The 14728-nt window shown below is 70.2% G+C and carries 16 protein-coding genes; 7 read left to right on the forward strand and 9 right to left on the reverse strand.

What is annotated here, in order from left to right; genetic code table 11:
• Positions 1–190: 190 nt before the first annotated feature.
• Positions 191–1630: a hydrolytic protein gene (locus ACIRL2_RS30555; protein WP_402236273.1), complete on the forward strand. Its 1440-nt coding sequence runs from the start codon at positions 191–193 to the stop codon at positions 1628–1630.
• Between the two features lie 430 nt (positions 1631–2060).
• Positions 2061–2699, forward strand: a complete 639-nt coding sequence (locus ACIRL2_RS30560) for a DUF4157 domain-containing protein (protein ID WP_402236275.1) — start codon at positions 2061–2063, stop codon at positions 2697–2699.
• 115 nt (positions 2700–2814) lie between these two features.
• Here the strand turns inward: ACIRL2_RS30560 and ACIRL2_RS30565 are convergent, their stop codons facing one another.
• The 4 genes from ACIRL2_RS30565 to ACIRL2_RS30580 all read right to left on the reverse strand — a co-directional run bounded on the left by ACIRL2_RS30565 (position 2815) and on the right by ACIRL2_RS30580 (position 7422).
• Entirely contained in the window at positions 2815–5319 is a 2505-nt protein-coding gene (locus ACIRL2_RS30565) for a hypothetical protein (protein WP_402236277.1), read from the reverse strand.
• A 382-nt stretch (positions 5320–5701) separates the two neighbouring features.
• Positions 5702–5911 (reverse strand): hypothetical protein, encoded by a 210-nt coding sequence (locus ACIRL2_RS30570; RefSeq protein WP_395861173.1) that lies wholly within the window; start codon positions 5909–5911, stop codon positions 5702–5704.
• 136 nt (positions 5912–6047) lie between these two features.
• Entirely contained in the window at positions 6048–6650 is a 603-nt protein-coding gene (locus tag ACIRL2_RS30575) for a DJ-1/PfpI family protein (RefSeq protein ID WP_402236280.1), read from the reverse strand.
• 130 nt (positions 6651–6780) lie between these two features.
• A complete protein-coding gene (locus ACIRL2_RS30580; protein ID WP_395861177.1) occupies positions 6781–7422 on the reverse strand; it encodes an HD domain-containing protein in 642 nt (213 codons plus the stop codon).
• 71 nt (positions 7423–7493) lie between these two features.
• Between ACIRL2_RS30580 and ACIRL2_RS30585 the strand changes: the two genes are divergently transcribed.
• The gene (locus ACIRL2_RS30585; protein WP_395861179.1) at positions 7494–8465 is read left to right on the forward strand and encodes a GlxA family transcriptional regulator; all 972 of its coding nucleotides are present in this window, start codon (positions 7494–7496) and stop codon (positions 8463–8465) included.
• A 144-nt stretch (positions 8466–8609) separates the two neighbouring features.
• The gene (locus tag ACIRL2_RS30590; RefSeq protein WP_402236284.1) at positions 8610–9281 is read left to right on the forward strand and encodes an NAD(P)H-binding protein; all 672 of its coding nucleotides are present in this window, start codon (positions 8610–8612) and stop codon (positions 9279–9281) included.
• Positions 9282–9368: 87 nt separating this feature from the next.
• Here ACIRL2_RS30590 and ACIRL2_RS30595 read toward each other — a convergent pair whose 3' ends face one another.
• From ACIRL2_RS30595 to ACIRL2_RS30615, 5 genes are read right to left on the reverse strand one after another with little or no spacing between them, the layout of a single operon-like run.
• A complete protein-coding gene (locus ACIRL2_RS30595; protein WP_402236286.1) occupies positions 9369–9569 on the reverse strand; it encodes a hypothetical protein in 201 nt (66 codons plus the stop codon).
• Positions 9566–9988 carry a hypothetical protein gene (locus ACIRL2_RS30600; RefSeq protein ID WP_402236289.1) on the reverse strand — a complete coding sequence of 141 codons (423 nt, stop codon included), beginning with the start codon at positions 9986–9988 and terminating at the stop codon, positions 9566–9568. Before ACIRL2_RS30600 ends, ACIRL2_RS30595 begins: the two co-directional genes overlap by 4 nt.
• A complete protein-coding gene (locus ACIRL2_RS30605; protein WP_395861187.1) occupies positions 9985–10863 on the reverse strand; it encodes a hypothetical protein in 879 nt (292 codons plus the stop codon). Before ACIRL2_RS30605 ends, ACIRL2_RS30600 begins: the two co-directional genes overlap by 4 nt.
• Positions 10860–11129, reverse strand: a complete 270-nt coding sequence (locus tag ACIRL2_RS30610; protein WP_402236292.1) for a hypothetical protein — start codon at positions 11127–11129, stop codon at positions 10860–10862. The genes ACIRL2_RS30605 and ACIRL2_RS30610 overlap by 4 nt, the downstream gene beginning before the upstream one ends.
• A complete protein-coding gene (locus ACIRL2_RS30615) occupies positions 11126–11569 on the reverse strand; it encodes an ATP-binding protein (RefSeq protein WP_402236294.1) in 444 nt (147 codons plus the stop codon). Before ACIRL2_RS30615 ends, ACIRL2_RS30610 begins: the two co-directional genes overlap by 4 nt.
• Before the next feature lie 205 nt (positions 11570–11774).
• Here ACIRL2_RS30615 and ACIRL2_RS30620 point away from each other — a divergent pair, with 205 nt between their 5' ends.
• From ACIRL2_RS30620 to ACIRL2_RS30630, 3 genes are all read left to right on the forward strand, one after another.
• On the forward strand, positions 11775–12644 hold the full coding sequence (locus ACIRL2_RS30620; RefSeq protein ID WP_402236297.1) for a helix-turn-helix domain-containing protein: 870 nt from the start codon (positions 11775–11777) through the stop codon (positions 12642–12644).
• Positions 12644–12826, forward strand: coding sequence for a DUF397 domain-containing protein (locus ACIRL2_RS30625; RefSeq protein WP_402236300.1), 183 nt, complete (start codon positions 12644–12646; stop codon positions 12824–12826). Before ACIRL2_RS30620 ends, ACIRL2_RS30625 begins: the two co-directional genes overlap by 1 nt.
• 690 nt (positions 12827–13516) lie before the next feature.
• Positions 13517–14455 (forward strand): alpha/beta hydrolase, encoded by a 939-nt coding sequence (locus ACIRL2_RS30630; RefSeq protein WP_402236444.1) that lies wholly within the window; start codon positions 13517–13519, stop codon positions 14453–14455.
• Positions 14456–14728 lie beyond the last annotated feature (273 nt).

A 14728-nucleotide genomic window follows, 5' to 3' on the forward strand; every position in this document is an offset into this window, starting at 1 on the left:
GTTCGTTGGAGTTCTGCCGCTGGGTGGGGGGCGTTGGGGCGTCCCGTCGAACTGCCGTCGGTCAGCGGTCGTGGGCGCGTGCCGGACAGGTGGGCGCAGTGCGGCCGTGCGCGCCGGGGGCAGCGCGTCTGCCCGCCCGTTGCCCTCCCGTCTCTGCGGTGGGGAGGGGTCGGCGACCTACGTTCGGGTCGTGACCACACCTGCCGAAATCGAAATCCCACCGGTGACGGTGTCGCCCGGCGGTGAGGCGACGACGACCCTGACCGTGCGCAACGACAGCGACATCGTCGAGGCGTACGCGCTGGAGGTGGTCGGCGACTGCGCCGCGTGGAGCACCGTCGAACCCGCGCGCGTCTCGCTGTACCCGGGCACGTCCGAGGAGGTGACGATCCGCCTCGCGCCGCCCAGGTCGCCCGAGGTGCGGGCCGGGGAGATACCTCTGGGCGTCCGCGTCCTGCCGGCGGAACACCCGGAGTCGGTGGTGGTACCGGAGACCACCGTCGTCGTCGAGGCGTTCCGGGAATTGCGCGCGGAGCTGGATCCCCGGCGCCGGCGCGGCTGGCTCGAGGGGCGGTATCGCGTCGCGGTGCGGAACCAGGGGAACACCGCCGTCGACGTCGCCCTGGTGGGGCGACAGGCCGGAGAGGAACTCGCTCTCGCGTGTACGCCAGAGCGACTGCGGTTGGCGCCCGGCGAGTCCGCCGAGGCGCGATTGCGGGTCCGGGCCCGGAAGTTGATCTGGTTCGGGGCGTCGGTCACGTGGGCGTTCGAGGCCGAGGCCGGGACCGTCGAGGCTGTCGAAGCGGTGGCGGGCGTCGGCCCGGCAGGCCCCGACGGAACGTCCGCGACCGCGTCGGGAACCGCCTCCGCAGCCTCCCCCGAGCCCGCCGCGAAGCCCGGGGGCGTGGCCGTCGTCGAGCAGCCTTCCCGGGATGCGATCACCGCGCAACCGGTGGCCCTGCCGGGGGAGTTCGTGCAGCTCCCGGTGCTGCCGAAGTGGCTGTTGATCCTGTTGGCGGTGCTGTTGGCCCTGCTGGTCGCCTGGTTCGCATTGGTTCGGCCTTCGGTGCGAAGTACCGCGAAACAGGCCGGAACCAAGGCCGCCGAGAAGGAGGTGGCGCGAGACGCCCGGGAGCAGCAGGCGAACGCCGCGCCGAATGCCGCCGAGGGCCAGGGCGTCGGCCAAGGCGAGTCGACGGCCCCCGCGAACGGCCCGGCGAAACCCGGCGCGAGTGGCGGCTCGGGCACCGGAACGGGCACGAGCGGCGGGGCCGGGCGGCAGAGTTCGGCGACCATCGACGTGCAGACGGACGGCGGAGCCGACAAGGCGGGCACATACCGCGTCCCGGACGGAAACGTCTTTGCCATCACGGACATCGTGGTCTCGAACTTCCAGGGCGACGAGGGCCTGGTGACGATTTCCTTCGGCGAGCAGAAGATCACCACGATTGCACTGGAGACATTCCGCAATCAGGACTACCACTGGGTGACCCCCATCCAGATTCCCGCGAACGCGACCGTCACGGCAGCCGTGACCTGCGCCAAGCCCGGGACACCCGCCACGGGACAGCAGGCGGCCGGGTGCCATGAAGTCCTCAACGTCAGTGGTGTGCTCAGCAGAACCCAATGACAACATCCGTCACACCGGACAGTTTTAACCTCCTCCGGCACTCATGAGAAGAGCCGACATCGGCAGGCCGGCCGAAATCGGCCTGCCGAGCGGCGTGTTCTCGCGCCTTCTCGTGGGGTCGCCGCGTGTCGTCGTCGTTGCCCCCGACAAGGGCTCGTCGGGCATCCGGCGGCGATTCCACGGTCGATAAGGCGCAACCGCGCCTCGGGATGGGGCATTCCCCAAGCACGGTCGTACGTATGCCTGTGGGTCACCGGTTCCTGGGATTGGATCCGACGGGCAACCCGCTTTGCCCGAAAGGCTGCCCGCCGGGCCCTGTTCGCCGCCTCCGGCCACGCCGTAGGAAGGCATCGCAGGACGTTCGCCGGCCCGCCGCTCGCTCCGCTCCGCCGCGATCGACGGACCTCTTCGGATTCGGGAGGGCTCGGATATGCGTACACCCGCCGCCGACCGGCCGCGCACCCCGGCGGGCTCGACCCCCGAGCCGGAGCGGCGCAGCGGATCCGGTGCATCCAGGCCCGTCGGACTCGCGCCAGGATCCGCGCCGAGCCCCGCCCGGGTGGCCGACCTGCAGCGATCGGTCGGCAATGCCGCGGTGGCGCGGATGATCCGGCGGGAACGCCACGAGCACGGGCCCGACTGCGGCCACGTCGCCGAACAGCCGCCGGTGCAACGTTCGTTGGTGCACAAGGTGTTGCGCAGCCCGGGCAGACCGCTCGGCAACGGACTGCGGGCGGAGATGGAGGCCCGGTTCGGCGGTGCCGACTTCTCCGGAGTACGCCTGCACAGCGGGCAGTTGGCCCGAAGCTCCGCGGCCGAGGTCGGCGCCCGCGCGTACACCTCCAGCCACCACGTGGTCATGGGCTCCGACGGGGGCGACAAACACACCCTGGCCCACGAGTTGGGCCACTACCTCCAGCAGCGGCAGGGCCCGGTCGGCGGCGAGGTCGACCATCGCGGCCTGGCCGTCTCCGACCCCGACGACCGCTGGGAGAGGGCCGCGGAGGCGCAGGCACGGAAGGTGATGAGCGGCCCGACCCCCACTCTCGTGGACACCGGCACCGCGTAGCCGACGGTCGACCCCGCACCGAGGCGGCCGCCGTGACCTTCCCGACCGGTCGGTGCCGGGCGCGGGTGGTGGACGCCGTACGGGCCACCGGAGGCGCGTTGCCGGCGGCACGGCATCACCGTCCGGCGTCGCTCATCTCGATGTCATCGTCGTCGTAGAGGCGGACCATGCGACCGTCGATGAACGCGTAGTGGAAGCCGGAGTCCTCGTCGAGGTAGTACGGCTGGCCGCTGCGCGCGTCCAAGCGAAGGGTGTAGCCCGGGACCTCGGGAACCGGTCGCGCGCGCCCGGCACCGGTCGCACTGCTTTCGGCCATGCTGCTCCCGGCCCGGCCGCCGTGCGAGCTCGGCCCCGGACGGGTGGGAGGCCGCTGCGATTGTCCGCCTCGGGGACGGGACGAGGATTTGGCCGGGCGGCCTGACGGCGGCGGATCCATGTCGACGTCCTCGGTCTTCACGGGCTTCGTGGACGCCTCGTGTGCGGCGAGCAACTTGTCGCCCTTGCGGCTGATGGCCTTGCGTAGATTGTCGCCCTTGTCGCCCGTGTGCAGGTACTTGGACATGCTCGGCACGTTGTATGCCTGGTCGCGCCGGAGTCGGGCGAGTGTCCTGAGCAGGTCGTCGGGTGCCTGGGTGGGGTTGAGTTCGCCGCCGGCGCCGCCGCGGTGGATCCGTTCCCAGTCCGCGCACCAGGAGTTGCGGGGCAGGCTGCGAATCACCCCCTTGATGACGTCCTTGCCGGCCTCGTCCAGGTCGCCGCCCTTGGTGAACTGCTTCTCGGGAGCGCCCTTCTTCCGGTTCTTCGGCACACTCTCGACCTTGCCGGAGCGCGAGGGCACGTGCTTCCAGTGGCCCTCGCTGCGGTAGCGGGCGATGTAGCCGCCGAAGCGGTCGTGGTGCAGGCCGACGACGCCCGCCAGGTATTCGAGGGTCATCCGGTCGCGCGTGTTGTACTCATCCGCGAGTTCTATCGCCCTCCGCCGGCTCTCGTCGGTGGGCGGAGCGCCCTTCGTGCCGTTCCAGAGTCCGTCGAGTTCGCGGGCCTGATCATCGGTGAGCCGCTCGTACTTGCGGCGCGGGATCGTGTGGGTCGCCGAGCCCTGACCGATCCCGGCGGGAGCCGTGTCCAGCGTCCAGGTGTCCGCCAGCGGCCGCTGCACCCGGGTGTACATCCCGTCGTCGTCGAGTTCGGCGTCGCTGGTGGGCGGGGTCACGTCGGCCTGTCGCGACGCGTAGCGCCCGGGCACGCGCAGGGTGGGGCCGCCGCGCCGGAACTGGGCTCCCTGCGGGGCAGCCTCGTTCGCCATCGCGGGAGTGCTGGTGATGTCGGTTTGCACCATCTGCCGGATGTAGTCGTAGTAGTTCCGGTCCATGACGTGGCGCTGGTGTGTGTAGAGGGAATCCACGGAGCCCTGGAAGTAGTGTCCGTAGTTCTCGTCGAAGCTCAGACCCGCGTATCCCATCCGCTCCCGGTAGTACATCAGCGCGGCCGCGCAGCCCATGCAGGGCCGGTACTTGCCCATGATCGCGATGGGCCCCCGGACGTCCCGCCGCGGGTGGATGCCGGCGTGGCGCAGAGCCAGGAGCAGTTTCTGCTCCGCGTGCACCGAGCCCTCCTGCGTCTGCTGCCCCTGGTGCCTCCCCCTGGTGATGGTCCTGGGGTCCAGTGCCGCGAATCGGAGCAGGAAAACCCGGCCCTCGTGGTCGCGGTCGGTGAGCATGGTGTGCAGGTCCGGGTCCTCGATGTCCACGACGATGACGGGCGAGTCCGTCTTGGCCCGCAGCGCCATGGCCGTGGCGTCCGGCCCTCGGCCCTGCTCGCCGGCGCCGCGCTGCTCGGTGAGGATCGCCTCGTTCTTGCGGCGAAAGCTGGACAACTTCGCGCGCAGGTTCTCGGCCTCGTGACCGCGCAGGCCCCGGGTACGTCCTTCGTCGCTCTGCTCGATCTCCAGCAGCTCCTGCAGGGTCGGATCCGCACCGGCCTGCTGTGTCCCCCGTTCCACGAGGGTGTCGATCGAGGAGTTGTAGTTCGAGGCGAACACCAGGCGGTCGTTGATCAGCATGCCTTGCACTTCGCGGTTGTTGGTGTCCTCCGCGGCGTTGTCCGGGTCTTCGTCGCGGGCCTGTTCCTGGGCGCCCTTCATGCTGTCGAAGAGCAGGGCGCTGGTCTCGGACAGAGTCTCCTCGGCCTCCTCGCCCTGCTTGGAGCGGGCGAAGCGCATCCAGAACTCGCCATGCGCGCGGCCCTGTCGGCGAGCGCCGTAGTTGACCATGGGCGGGTTGTCCACCAGTGCGGTGATCGCGGCCTTGACCTGCTCGGGCGTCGGCTGCTGCGCGGCGGGCGGCTGTTGCGGGGGCTGCCCCGCGCCGCCGTTGCCGCCGTCCATGCGCTGGATGGGCAGCGGCGGGGGCGAGGCGGGATCCGCGCGGAGCATCCGGGTCACGGCGGCGTTGCCGATCGAGCCCTGGAAGGCGAGCGCGGTGGCGGGAGTGAGCCGGCCGGGGGTTGCGGGCGCGGGGGAGAGGGGCCGCGTCGGTCGGTGCTGCGGCCGCTCGCGACCGTCGCGTCCGGCGTGGTCGTGCGCGTCGGCGCCCGGCCGCTCGCCCTGTCGCTGCCTCATGGACCCGACCTCCTACGCCGACGAGGGCCGAGGTCATGGTCTCGTGAACCGTGGCGGGAGGCACATGTCCGCGAGGGTGCCTTCGAGGGCAGAGATCGCTGCCCTCGACGGCGGCTCCGGATCGTTTCCGACGCCCGCCGGCGTCAGACCGCCCAACATCGGTGCCGGACTCGCCGTCCCGACCGCCGGGCGAAGCCGATGCGGCCGTCCGCGGCGAGCGCTTCGAGGACGTGGTGCTCGTCGCGGTCGAGACGGGTGAACCGACCCGGGCCTCGAACGTGGTGCGCCGCCGGGCGGTCACAGGGTTCATCCGATCGTCCCGGCGACCCCCGTCGGACGTATGCCGGGCCGCCCGCTTCGGGCGGCCCGACCCGGAATCACCTCACAGTCCGCCCCCGCCGCCACGCATCCAGGCGGTGCTGCCCGAAGCCCGATTGCCCGCCGCAACCGGGTCGTTGCCGGCGTCCTCTCCGACCCGCAGCAGGTCCCGCGACCCCGAGTCGCCCTCGCGTCGGCCGAACGAGAGCACCACGAGCAGTCCGATCACCCCGACCAACGCCACCGAGACCGCGACAAGCAGCAGTGCGTCCATGCCGATTCCCACTCCCCCGAAGTAGCCGTGCCACCAATGAGCTTGCGCCCCTCGACACCGCCCGTAACCGACCACCCGCTGAACATCCGGTAAAGAAGATGGACGCCGTCCCCAACGGGTCGCGTCGCGCCCGTGGTCACAGTGGTTCGTCGGCCAGGTACGGCGGCGCCGGGTCGTATTGCATGTATCGGCGTACGTCCCGGGCGTGGTCGCGGCCGTGGATCCGGCCGACCAACCACAGGGCGCTGTCGATGCCGGCCGAGACGCCCTGGCTGGTGAGCAGGGTGTCGTCCACGACGTAGCGCGCGTCGCGCACCACCGTGACATCGCCGCGTGCCTGCAATTCGTCCTCGTAGGCATGGTGCGTGGCCACCCGCCGACCGCGCGCCGGGCCCGCCGCGTGCAGCAGGAACGCACCGGTGCACACTCCCGCGACCCAGTCGGTCCGCGCCGCCGTCCGGGACAGCCAGGACGTGACGACCGGGTTGTCCGGCTGGACCACGCGCGCACCGCGCCCACCCGGGACGAGCAGTACGTCCAGGTCCGGGTGGTCGTCCAGGGTGCGGTCCGGCAGCACCCGCATGCCCCGGCTGCACCGCACCGGATCGAGGCGTTCGGCGATCAGCACGAGGCTGTCGACCCCACCGCGCAGCAACGAGGAGGCACCGAACACCTCCCACGGCCCGGCGAAGTCCAGTTCCTCCGCCTCGTCGAAGATCAGCACACCGTAGGTCGTCATCGGACCGCCCGTTCGCTCGTGGTCATGGGGATTCCGTTCCGGGGATTTCCGTTCGCGGTCGTTCGGCGCACCGTGTCCCGCCGCGACGCCGCGACGCCGCGACGCCGCGACCGGGAGCCGACAGCCCCGTTCACGCCCCCCACCGCGAACTCGCTGCCGCCTCCTCCATCTGTGTCCGCCCGCTCCCGTCCCACCCCCGCTCGCGGAGCAGTTCGCCCGGGAGGCTGTAGCGAGGCGCGTTCTCCGGACCGCGCCGGGCGTGCCGGACGATCTCCTCGGCCAGAGTCTCGGCCATCCGCAGTCGAGGGTGCTCGGCGTGGATCGCCCGGGCCTGGGCATCGGTGACACACTCGGTGTCGACGCCGAAGTCGATGGTGATGCCCTTGCGGGTCAGGTATGTCAGGACGCCGCGGCGCTCGGCGATGCCCGCCGAGGTATGTAGCGCGATCGCCTCCCACACCCGATCGACGTCGGCGGACGCGAGCCCGTTGTCGGTCAGGAACGCCGCGGCCAGGTCGGCCCCTTCGACCTCGAATCGCTGCCTTCCCTCGGCGTGCGACGACGTCCCGAGGTCGTGCAGCGCGCAGGCGAGGAACAGCAGGTCGGGGTCGAAGTCCGCGCCGGGGCGCAGCCCTTGGTGCGCGGCGTACAGAGCAGCGAATCGGTAGCTGCGGAAGCTGTGTTCGGCGATCGGCGCCGATTCACAGGCCCGGACGTACTCGATCGCGCGGCGGGCCGTCGGTGTGGTGGGAACGGCGGCGACTGTGTTCATACCCCGACCGTAGACAGTGGGTCGCCGACCAGGGGAGTGACACGATTGCCACGTCTCGATAGTATCGTGCCATGCCCGCCCCAGCCCCGCCCTGCCGACCGCACCGGGTCGTCGTGCTGGCCCAGCCCGGAGTCCTGGCGCTCGACTTCGGCATCCCGATCCAGGCGTTCGGTGATTGGCCGGGCAGCCCGTACGCGGTCACCGTGTGTACCGAGCACCCCGGCCCCGTCCCGGTCCACGGCGGGCCCGCGCTGCTCGTCGAGCACGGCCTGGACGCCCTCGCGCACGCGGACACGATCGTTGTGCCCGGCCTGGTCCCACCCGATCCCCCGTCGCCGCCGCTGCGCACGGCCCTCGCCGCGGCCGCCGCCCGCGGCACCCGCATGGTGTCGATCTGTACCGGCGCGTTCCTGCTCGCCGGCGCGGGACTGCTGGACGGACGACGCGTCACCACCCACTGGCAGCGTGCCGCCGAACTGGCCCGGCGCCATCCGTCCGTGCTTCTCGAACCGCAGGTGCTCTACGTCGACGAGGGCGACGTGCTGACCTCGGCCGGCGTCGCGGCGGGCATCGACCTGTGCCTGCACATCATCCGCACCGACCTCGGCGCCACGGTCGCCAATCAGCGTGCCCGCGCCCTCGTCGCGGCCCCGCATCGCGCGGGTGGTCAGGCGCAGTTCATCGCCCACCCCACCCCGCCCGAGCGCGGCGGCGGCCTCGACGAGGTACGCGCGTGGGCGGTACGCCACCTGGACGAGCCGCTGACCGTCGATCAGATGGCCCGACGGGCCCGGCTGTCCCGGCGCACCCTGATCCGGCGCTTCCACGCGGAGACCGGCCTGCCGCCCATGCAGTGGCTGCTCGACGCCCGCATCGACCGGGCCCGCGAACTCCTCGAGGGATCCGACCTGCCCATGGACGCCGTGGCCCGGCAATCCGGCCTCGGTACCCCGGCCAACCTGCGCACCCTGTTCAAACGCCGACTCGGGGTGCCGCCCAGCATCTACCGCGGCACCTTCGACACCGGCGACCGCCCGCTCTGATCCGTCGTTACCGCCCCAACCTCGCGTACGCCCAGTCCAAGCTCGCCGACCCGGTCCTGACCCGACGTCTCGCCGACCTCGCGGCCGAGTGCGGTTGGCCGTTGACGAGTATCGCGGCCCACCCCTTATCCAGGAGAGATCCCAGTGCACGTGCTCCTCTTCGGCGCCACCGGCATGGTCGGCCAAGGCGTCCTGCGCGAATGCCTGCGCGACGACCGCGTCACCCGCGTGACCGCGGTCGTCCGGGCACCGCTCCGCACGGCCGACCCCAAGCTCCGCGAGATCGTGCACGCGGATTTCACGGACTTCTCGGCGCTCGCCCCCGAATTCGAAGCCGTGGACGCGTGCTTCTTCTGCCTCGGGATCTCGTCCGTGGGCAAACGCGAGGACGAATACCGCCGGATCACCCACGACTACACCCTCGCCGCGGCCCGAGCCCTCCCCGCCAACCCGGCGCTCACCTTCGTCTACGTTTCCGGCGAAGGCACCGACAGCACCGAACGCGGCCGCTCGATGTGGGCCCGCGTCAAGGGCCGCACCGAGAACGAACTGCTCGCGATGCCGTTCCGCGCGTACATGTTCCGCCCCGGCTTCATCCACGCGTCACACGGCGAGATGTCCCGGACCCCGACCTATCGCAGGCTCTACGTGGTGATCTCCCGGCTGTACCCGCTGCTGCGCCGGGTGGCCCCCAAGTACGTGACCACGACCGAGAATCTGGGTCGCGCGATGCTCGCCGTCGTGGCACGCAACGGTGCGGGCGAGCGCATCCTGCGCAGCCCGGACATCAACCAGGCGGCGGCCGGCGGGAGTTGATCAACCCCCGGGCCCGAGACCGATGACTGCGGCCCCTTCGACCGGCGGTGGGCGCAACTTGCCCGAATGGCTGGCCCTGTGGCTTCGTCAGGTGTCGAAGCCCGGATCGCGGTGGGCCTGCGGTGTCGCACCTGGTGTGCCGCCACGCGACCACGATGGACGGCCGTGCGGATGCGGGACGTCCTGAAGGTCGACCGAGTCGACGAGGGGAAGGAACGGGCGGAACGTCTCGCGCGGGACGTGCACCGGGTGACCCGGTACGTACGGGCCGAACCGTCGGGCGCTCATCGCGCACTCCCGCCTGGCGTCGGGTGTGGGGCCATGCCCAGGGTCGAGGCCATCGCCTTCCGTAAGCGGTGGCTGTGCGCGGGCGCCACGAGCCTGGCCGCGATGCGCGCCGCGTGGACGGCGGCTCGGATGAGAGCGTCCGTGTCGAGGGATTCCGCTTCGAGGGTCTGCGGGAGATGGGTGAGGTATTCGGCGGCGACGCGGTTGGCGTCGGAGACCGGGAACGCGCGCAGCAGCCCCATGACCGTCGCCTCGGCTTCCCGGGGGTTCAGGCTGAGGACGTCGGCGCAGCAGTGGACGCATCCGTCGCGCGGAGACGAGACGTAGTACTGCTTGGTGTCGCCGTGATGACGCATCCCGGACTTGGGGTACTTGGTGACCTGTACGTCGGGGTCGATGCCTGCTTTCGGGCTGTTCACGAGGATTCCTCGGGGGCCGAGAGGTGCTTCAGGCCCAGCGGGACCAGGACCTCGAACTCGTCGGGACGCACGGCGGCCCACCTCTCCGATTCGGGGGCTTCGGACCCGACGGGACCGGTCGCGGCCGTCTCCACGAGCACGGCGAATACGGCCGGGCTCAGGTGCGGTGCCATGCCGCCGAGCGCGCGGACGAGTCCCCTGTTGTAGTGGGTGGACAGGCCGTGCAATGTCCTGTGTTCGAGCCGGTGGTGTCCGAGGCGGCTGACGATGTCGGCCAGGTTCGCGCCGAACGGCCCGTGGGTCGGCTCCGCCCCGCAGCCGAGCAGCCAGGTGTCACCGGTTTCGGGATCGACGCGGACATCGTCCGGGCCCATCGACCACACCACGGTGCCTGCCGGCGCGGACAACACCGCGTCCACGCCGCTCGGGGGGATCAACGAACGATGGGGGTGCTCCTGCGGTAGGTGGGCTGTCGCCATGAGTGCAACCCGGCGCTGGTCGGCGAACACTCCCAACTCCTCGGTGAATTCTCCCGAGTGGGCGAGTACGGCGGTTCCGTCGTGGATCGGTTCGAAGGTCAGGGCGCGGTGGAGCGCGCCGTCGAGTCGCCCGATGCCCTCGGCGATCGCGTCCAGGTGGCGCGGAGCCAGGGGAAGGGTGGGCGTCGCGGTGGTCCAGGACAGCGGCGCCAGGTTGCCGGTCCAGTCCGGGCGGTGGATGGAGGACACGTCCGCCACGTTCACGCCCTCGACGGGTCGGGCCAGTGCCCACGCACGAAGGCGGGGGAGCAGGTCGACGGTGCGGACCAGGGGCGACTTGCCGGACGCCCGCACGTTGCGGCGACCGTATGCCAAGGGTGGGTTGAACTCGTTCACGCTTGCTCCAGGGGTGGTGGCTCGCGGACGATCACGGTGGTCGCCGCTCCCCAGGGCGCCGAGTCGAAGGGGCGCTCGGGGGTGGCCCGCGGGCTCAACGGGCGTACGACGACGTGGTCGCCGCACCAGCGCTGCACGACGCCGCGGCGACGGCAGGGCGGATCGGGCGAGTGGTACTCGATGACCGTGCCGTAGTCGGGAGGACATGCGAGGTTGGGTCGCTCGGGTCGCTTCGGTTGCTCTGGTGGCTCGTTCGGGGTGCTCACGCTGCCGCCAGGATCGCGGTGAAGGTTTGCAGCCCCGGGGTGTGTTCCTCGCACGAGAACGTTCGGGTCAGGCTTCGCACCATCGCCAGACCGCGTCCGCTCTCCGCGTCCGGATCGGGTTCCGCGGGCTCGGGCAGCTCGAACCGAGGCTGGGGAACGACGACTTCCAGAATCATCTCGTTCACATGCTTGCGCCAGTGGATCCTCACCAGCACGCGCTTGCCGGGCGTGAGGCGTGCGTGCGTGTACGCGTTCGTCAGGAGTTCGGCCATCACGAGGACGAGGTCGTCACCGGCCACCTGCCATTGCTCGCAGGCCGCTTGCACGTGTTCGCGCGCCCACTTCACGGGCTGATCCAGGCCCGGCTTGAGGTGCAGTAACCAGGTCGCCCGCGCACAAGCGTTGGGGCGGTCGAGGTAAGTGGAGGCGTCGGTAGGCACAGCTGTCCCCTTGGGTTGGGGTGGCGCGGCGCAACGATCATGCTGCGCTTCGTGATCTTGCGAGTGCAATGGGTGATGAATCAGGTCTACACCCATAGCCTTCAAATGCACAAGTTTCGGAAATTGAAGATTTAGAAAATGACGATCAGGGTCCGCTCGACCTCTAGAGTGAGGCCCAACTGCGTTCAAGGAAGGGGTGGTTCGGATGGCACCTCGGAAGCAGCCGACCGTGCGCATGGCGTGGCTCGGCCAGGAACTGATCAGGGCGCGCGAAGAACTCGGGCTCACGATGAGTGCCGCAGCAGAGCGCATCGACCGCTCGACCGGAACGCTGAGTACCTGGGAGAACGGGCACAGCGCGCCGAAGGCCCGCGACATGCCTTACATCCTCGACAAGCTCGAAATCGTGGACCCGGCCAAGCGCGAAGCCCTCATCACGCTTGCCCGTGACGCGGCCAAGAAGGGCTGGTGGCACGCCCACGTCGGGCACATCTCGGAGATCCATCTCGACTACATCAGTCTCGAAGACGCCGCTCGGCGCATCTATGTACATGCGCCGCTTCTGGTGCCCGGCCTGTTCCAGACCGAGGCGTACATCCGCGAGATCATCGCTGCCCATCGCATCTGGAGCACCCAGGAGGCGATCGATCGCGGAGTGGAGATTCGGCTCGCGCGGCAGTCCATCCTGCGGCGCACCGACCGTGATCCGGTGCGTGTTTGGGCAGTCATTGACGAGGGCGCGCTTCGGCGAACCGTCGGCGGTCCTGACGTCATGCGCGAGCAGATTCGTCACATTCTCGAACTCGCGACGGAACTACCGCACGTCACGGTGCAGGTGCTTCCCTATGATGCAGGCGCACACGCTGGGATGGAGGGTCCGTTCTCGCTGCTGGACATCGAAGGCTTGCCGCTCATCGCGAGCGTGACAAGCCTGACGGCCACGCTCTATCCGGAGCCGGAGACCGTCGACGTCTACGCAACGGCGCACGAACACATCCGGACCAAAGCGTTGCCGTCTCTGGAATCGCTCAGATTCCTCGGCGAGTTGCTCGAAGCCAAGAAGGGTGGATCTTGATGGCACGCACCACCGAACTGCACTGGCGCAAGGCCAAGGCCAGCGAGGGGACGGACAACTGCATCGAGAGCGCAGCTCGCGACGGGCATGCTCTCGTTCGGGATACCAAGGACCGGGCGCGGGGTGTGCTCGCGTTCGACTCGGCGTCCTGGGAAGCAATGACTGCCGTGCTTCGTGGATAGGCCGGTTGCTGCAACACGTCCCTAGCGACAGGAGGGGACGTCCCCCGGACAGTGGGGGACGTCCTCATTTGGGTCACCGTACTGTCCTATCCCGGGCGTGTCGCCCGTATGTTGCCCGGAGAGCACGCTTCCGCCCGCACCAGGCCGCATCCGCAGGGACTACCGACGCGACAGCGCGTTTCGCCCCAGGGATGCGGCGAGGCCCCCGGGGAGGGAACGCATGGGAGACCACGACGGTGGCAATGCGCCGATCAAACCGGCCAAACCCGACCCGAGTCCCAAGCCAGGCGACCCGCACCCCGATGGCAGCTCACCCCCTGGCCCGGGGAAGCACAAGAAGGACGACAGGTGACGACGCGGGGGGTCGGCGCGTATCTCGCGTCCATCGACGCCATGCCTCCCGGATGGGAGCACGCGTTCGCCGCCGTCGAGCGGGCCGACTTCCTCCCGCGCCGCGTCTGGTCGTTCGACGTCGCCACGGGCACCTACACGTCCGTGATCGACCGCGATCGCGACCCGGTCGCCTGGCATCGAGCCGCGAACAGCAACGCGCCCTTGGTCGTTCAGTGGGACGAGGGCACACACACCGGTGACGAGCCCGGCGGATCGGAGGGTGCGCGTCCTGCCTCCCTGGCGCCGGACGTACCTGCAATAGCGTGGGGACGAGATCTCGAACGACTGGAGGGCGCCGTGCGCTTCGCGTTGGGCAACTTGTTCGCCGACCTACCGCCCGAGCAGGTCGATGAAGCTCGGAGCTTCTACCGTTCGAGGGCGGCCGGTCGTGGGCCCGGCAGCGCGGAGGAGTTGAGGGAGGTCCGCGCGCAGAGGTGCGCGTCTGTCCCGGCCGATCCACCGGCCGTCGAGGAGATGGCCGAAGCGTCGGGAGCGCGTGTCCCGGTGCGGATCTTCACTCCGTCCGACGAGCGAGCACGAGGCGTCTACCTGGACATCCACGGAGGCGGCTTCTACATGGACTCCGCAGCACGAGGAGACGTGCGCAACCGTCGGCTCGCGGACGCCCTCCAGCTAGCGGTCGTCAGTGTCGACTATCGCCTGGCGCCGGAGCATCCGTGGCCGGCCGCGCCCGACGACTGTGCGGCGGCGGCACTGTGGCTCGTGGAACAGGCGCGTAAGCGTTTCGGCGCGGACCGGTTGGTGATCGGCGGGAGTTCGGCGGGAGCCACACTCGCGCTGGCGACCCTGCTCCGACTGAGGGACAGCGGGGTCGTCGACGAATTCGCGGGGGCCGTACTCCAGTTCGGCACCTACGACCTGAGCGCACAGACGCCGGCTGGACGCCGGATCGCGGACGAGTACTTCATCCGGGCCTACGCGGGCCACGTCGCGGACCGCACCCATCCGGATATCTCTCCCATCTACGCCGACCTTCGCGATCTTCCTCCGGCGCTATTGGTCGTCGGAAGCGCGGATGTGCTGTTGGAAGACAACCTCGCGATGGCGAGTCGACTCTCCGCCGCCGGGAATCACGTCGAACTCCGGGTCTACCCGGAGGCACCGCACGGCTTCACCGGGCACCCCACCGCAATGGCTCAGACAGCGCTCAACGGCATCGAGACCTGGCTGCTCGACCGCATCACCCAACCGCGAACGGCCTCGCCGGCGCCGTGATCGTGTACCCGAGCGACCGCTTCCAGCGCAATGGCGACCCGAGACGGCAACACGCCGTGCGCGTGCGTGTGGCCGACCGTACGCGTGGCAGGTTGCGGCAGGAGCTTCGGTACGGTGCCGGGGAAGCCTGGGTGCAACTACCCGCGTGTGCTCCTCGTCCCCTCGGGCATGACCGTGCCGCACCCGCACCCGACCTTGCACCCCGCCCGGCCCCTGGAACCGCCGGAGTGGCCGCACTGTGGCCGTGATGCCACAGCAGCGGACCCGGTGGGA

The sequence above is a fragment of the Embleya sp. NPDC127516 genome, from assembly GCF_044765325.1.
Taxonomy (GTDB): Bacteria; Actinomycetota; Actinomycetes; order Streptomycetales; family Streptomycetaceae; genus Embleya.

Coding starts and splice junctions, on each gene's coding strand:
- ACIRL2_RS30560 (WP_402236275.1), top strand. CDS start 2,061: ATGCGTACACCCGCCGCCGACCGGCCGCGCACCCCGGCGGGCTCGACC.
- ACIRL2_RS30565 (WP_402236277.1), bottom strand. CDS start 5,319: ATGAGGCAGCGACAGGGCGAGCGGCCGGGCGCCGACGCGCACGACCAC.
- ACIRL2_RS30570 (WP_395861173.1), bottom strand. CDS start 5,911: ATGGACGCACTGCTGCTTGTCGCGGTCTCGGTGGCGTTGGTCGGGGTG.
- ACIRL2_RS30575 (WP_402236280.1), bottom strand. CDS start 6,650: ATGACGACCTACGGTGTGCTGATCTTCGACGAGGCGGAGGAACTGGAC.
- ACIRL2_RS30580 (WP_395861177.1), bottom strand. CDS start 7,422: ATGAACACAGTCGCCGCCGTTCCCACCACACCGACGGCCCGCCGCGCG.
- ACIRL2_RS30585 (WP_395861179.1), top strand. CDS start 7,494: ATGCCCGCCCCAGCCCCGCCCTGCCGACCGCACCGGGTCGTCGTGCTG.
- ACIRL2_RS30595 (WP_402236286.1), bottom strand. CDS start 9,569: ATGAGCGCCCGACGGTTCGGCCCGTACGTACCGGGTCACCCGGTGCAC.
- ACIRL2_RS30620 (WP_402236297.1), top strand. CDS start 11,775: ATGGCACCTCGGAAGCAGCCGACCGTGCGCATGGCGTGGCTCGGCCAG.
- ACIRL2_RS30625 (WP_402236300.1), top strand. CDS start 12,644: ATGGCACGCACCACCGAACTGCACTGGCGCAAGGCCAAGGCCAGCGAG.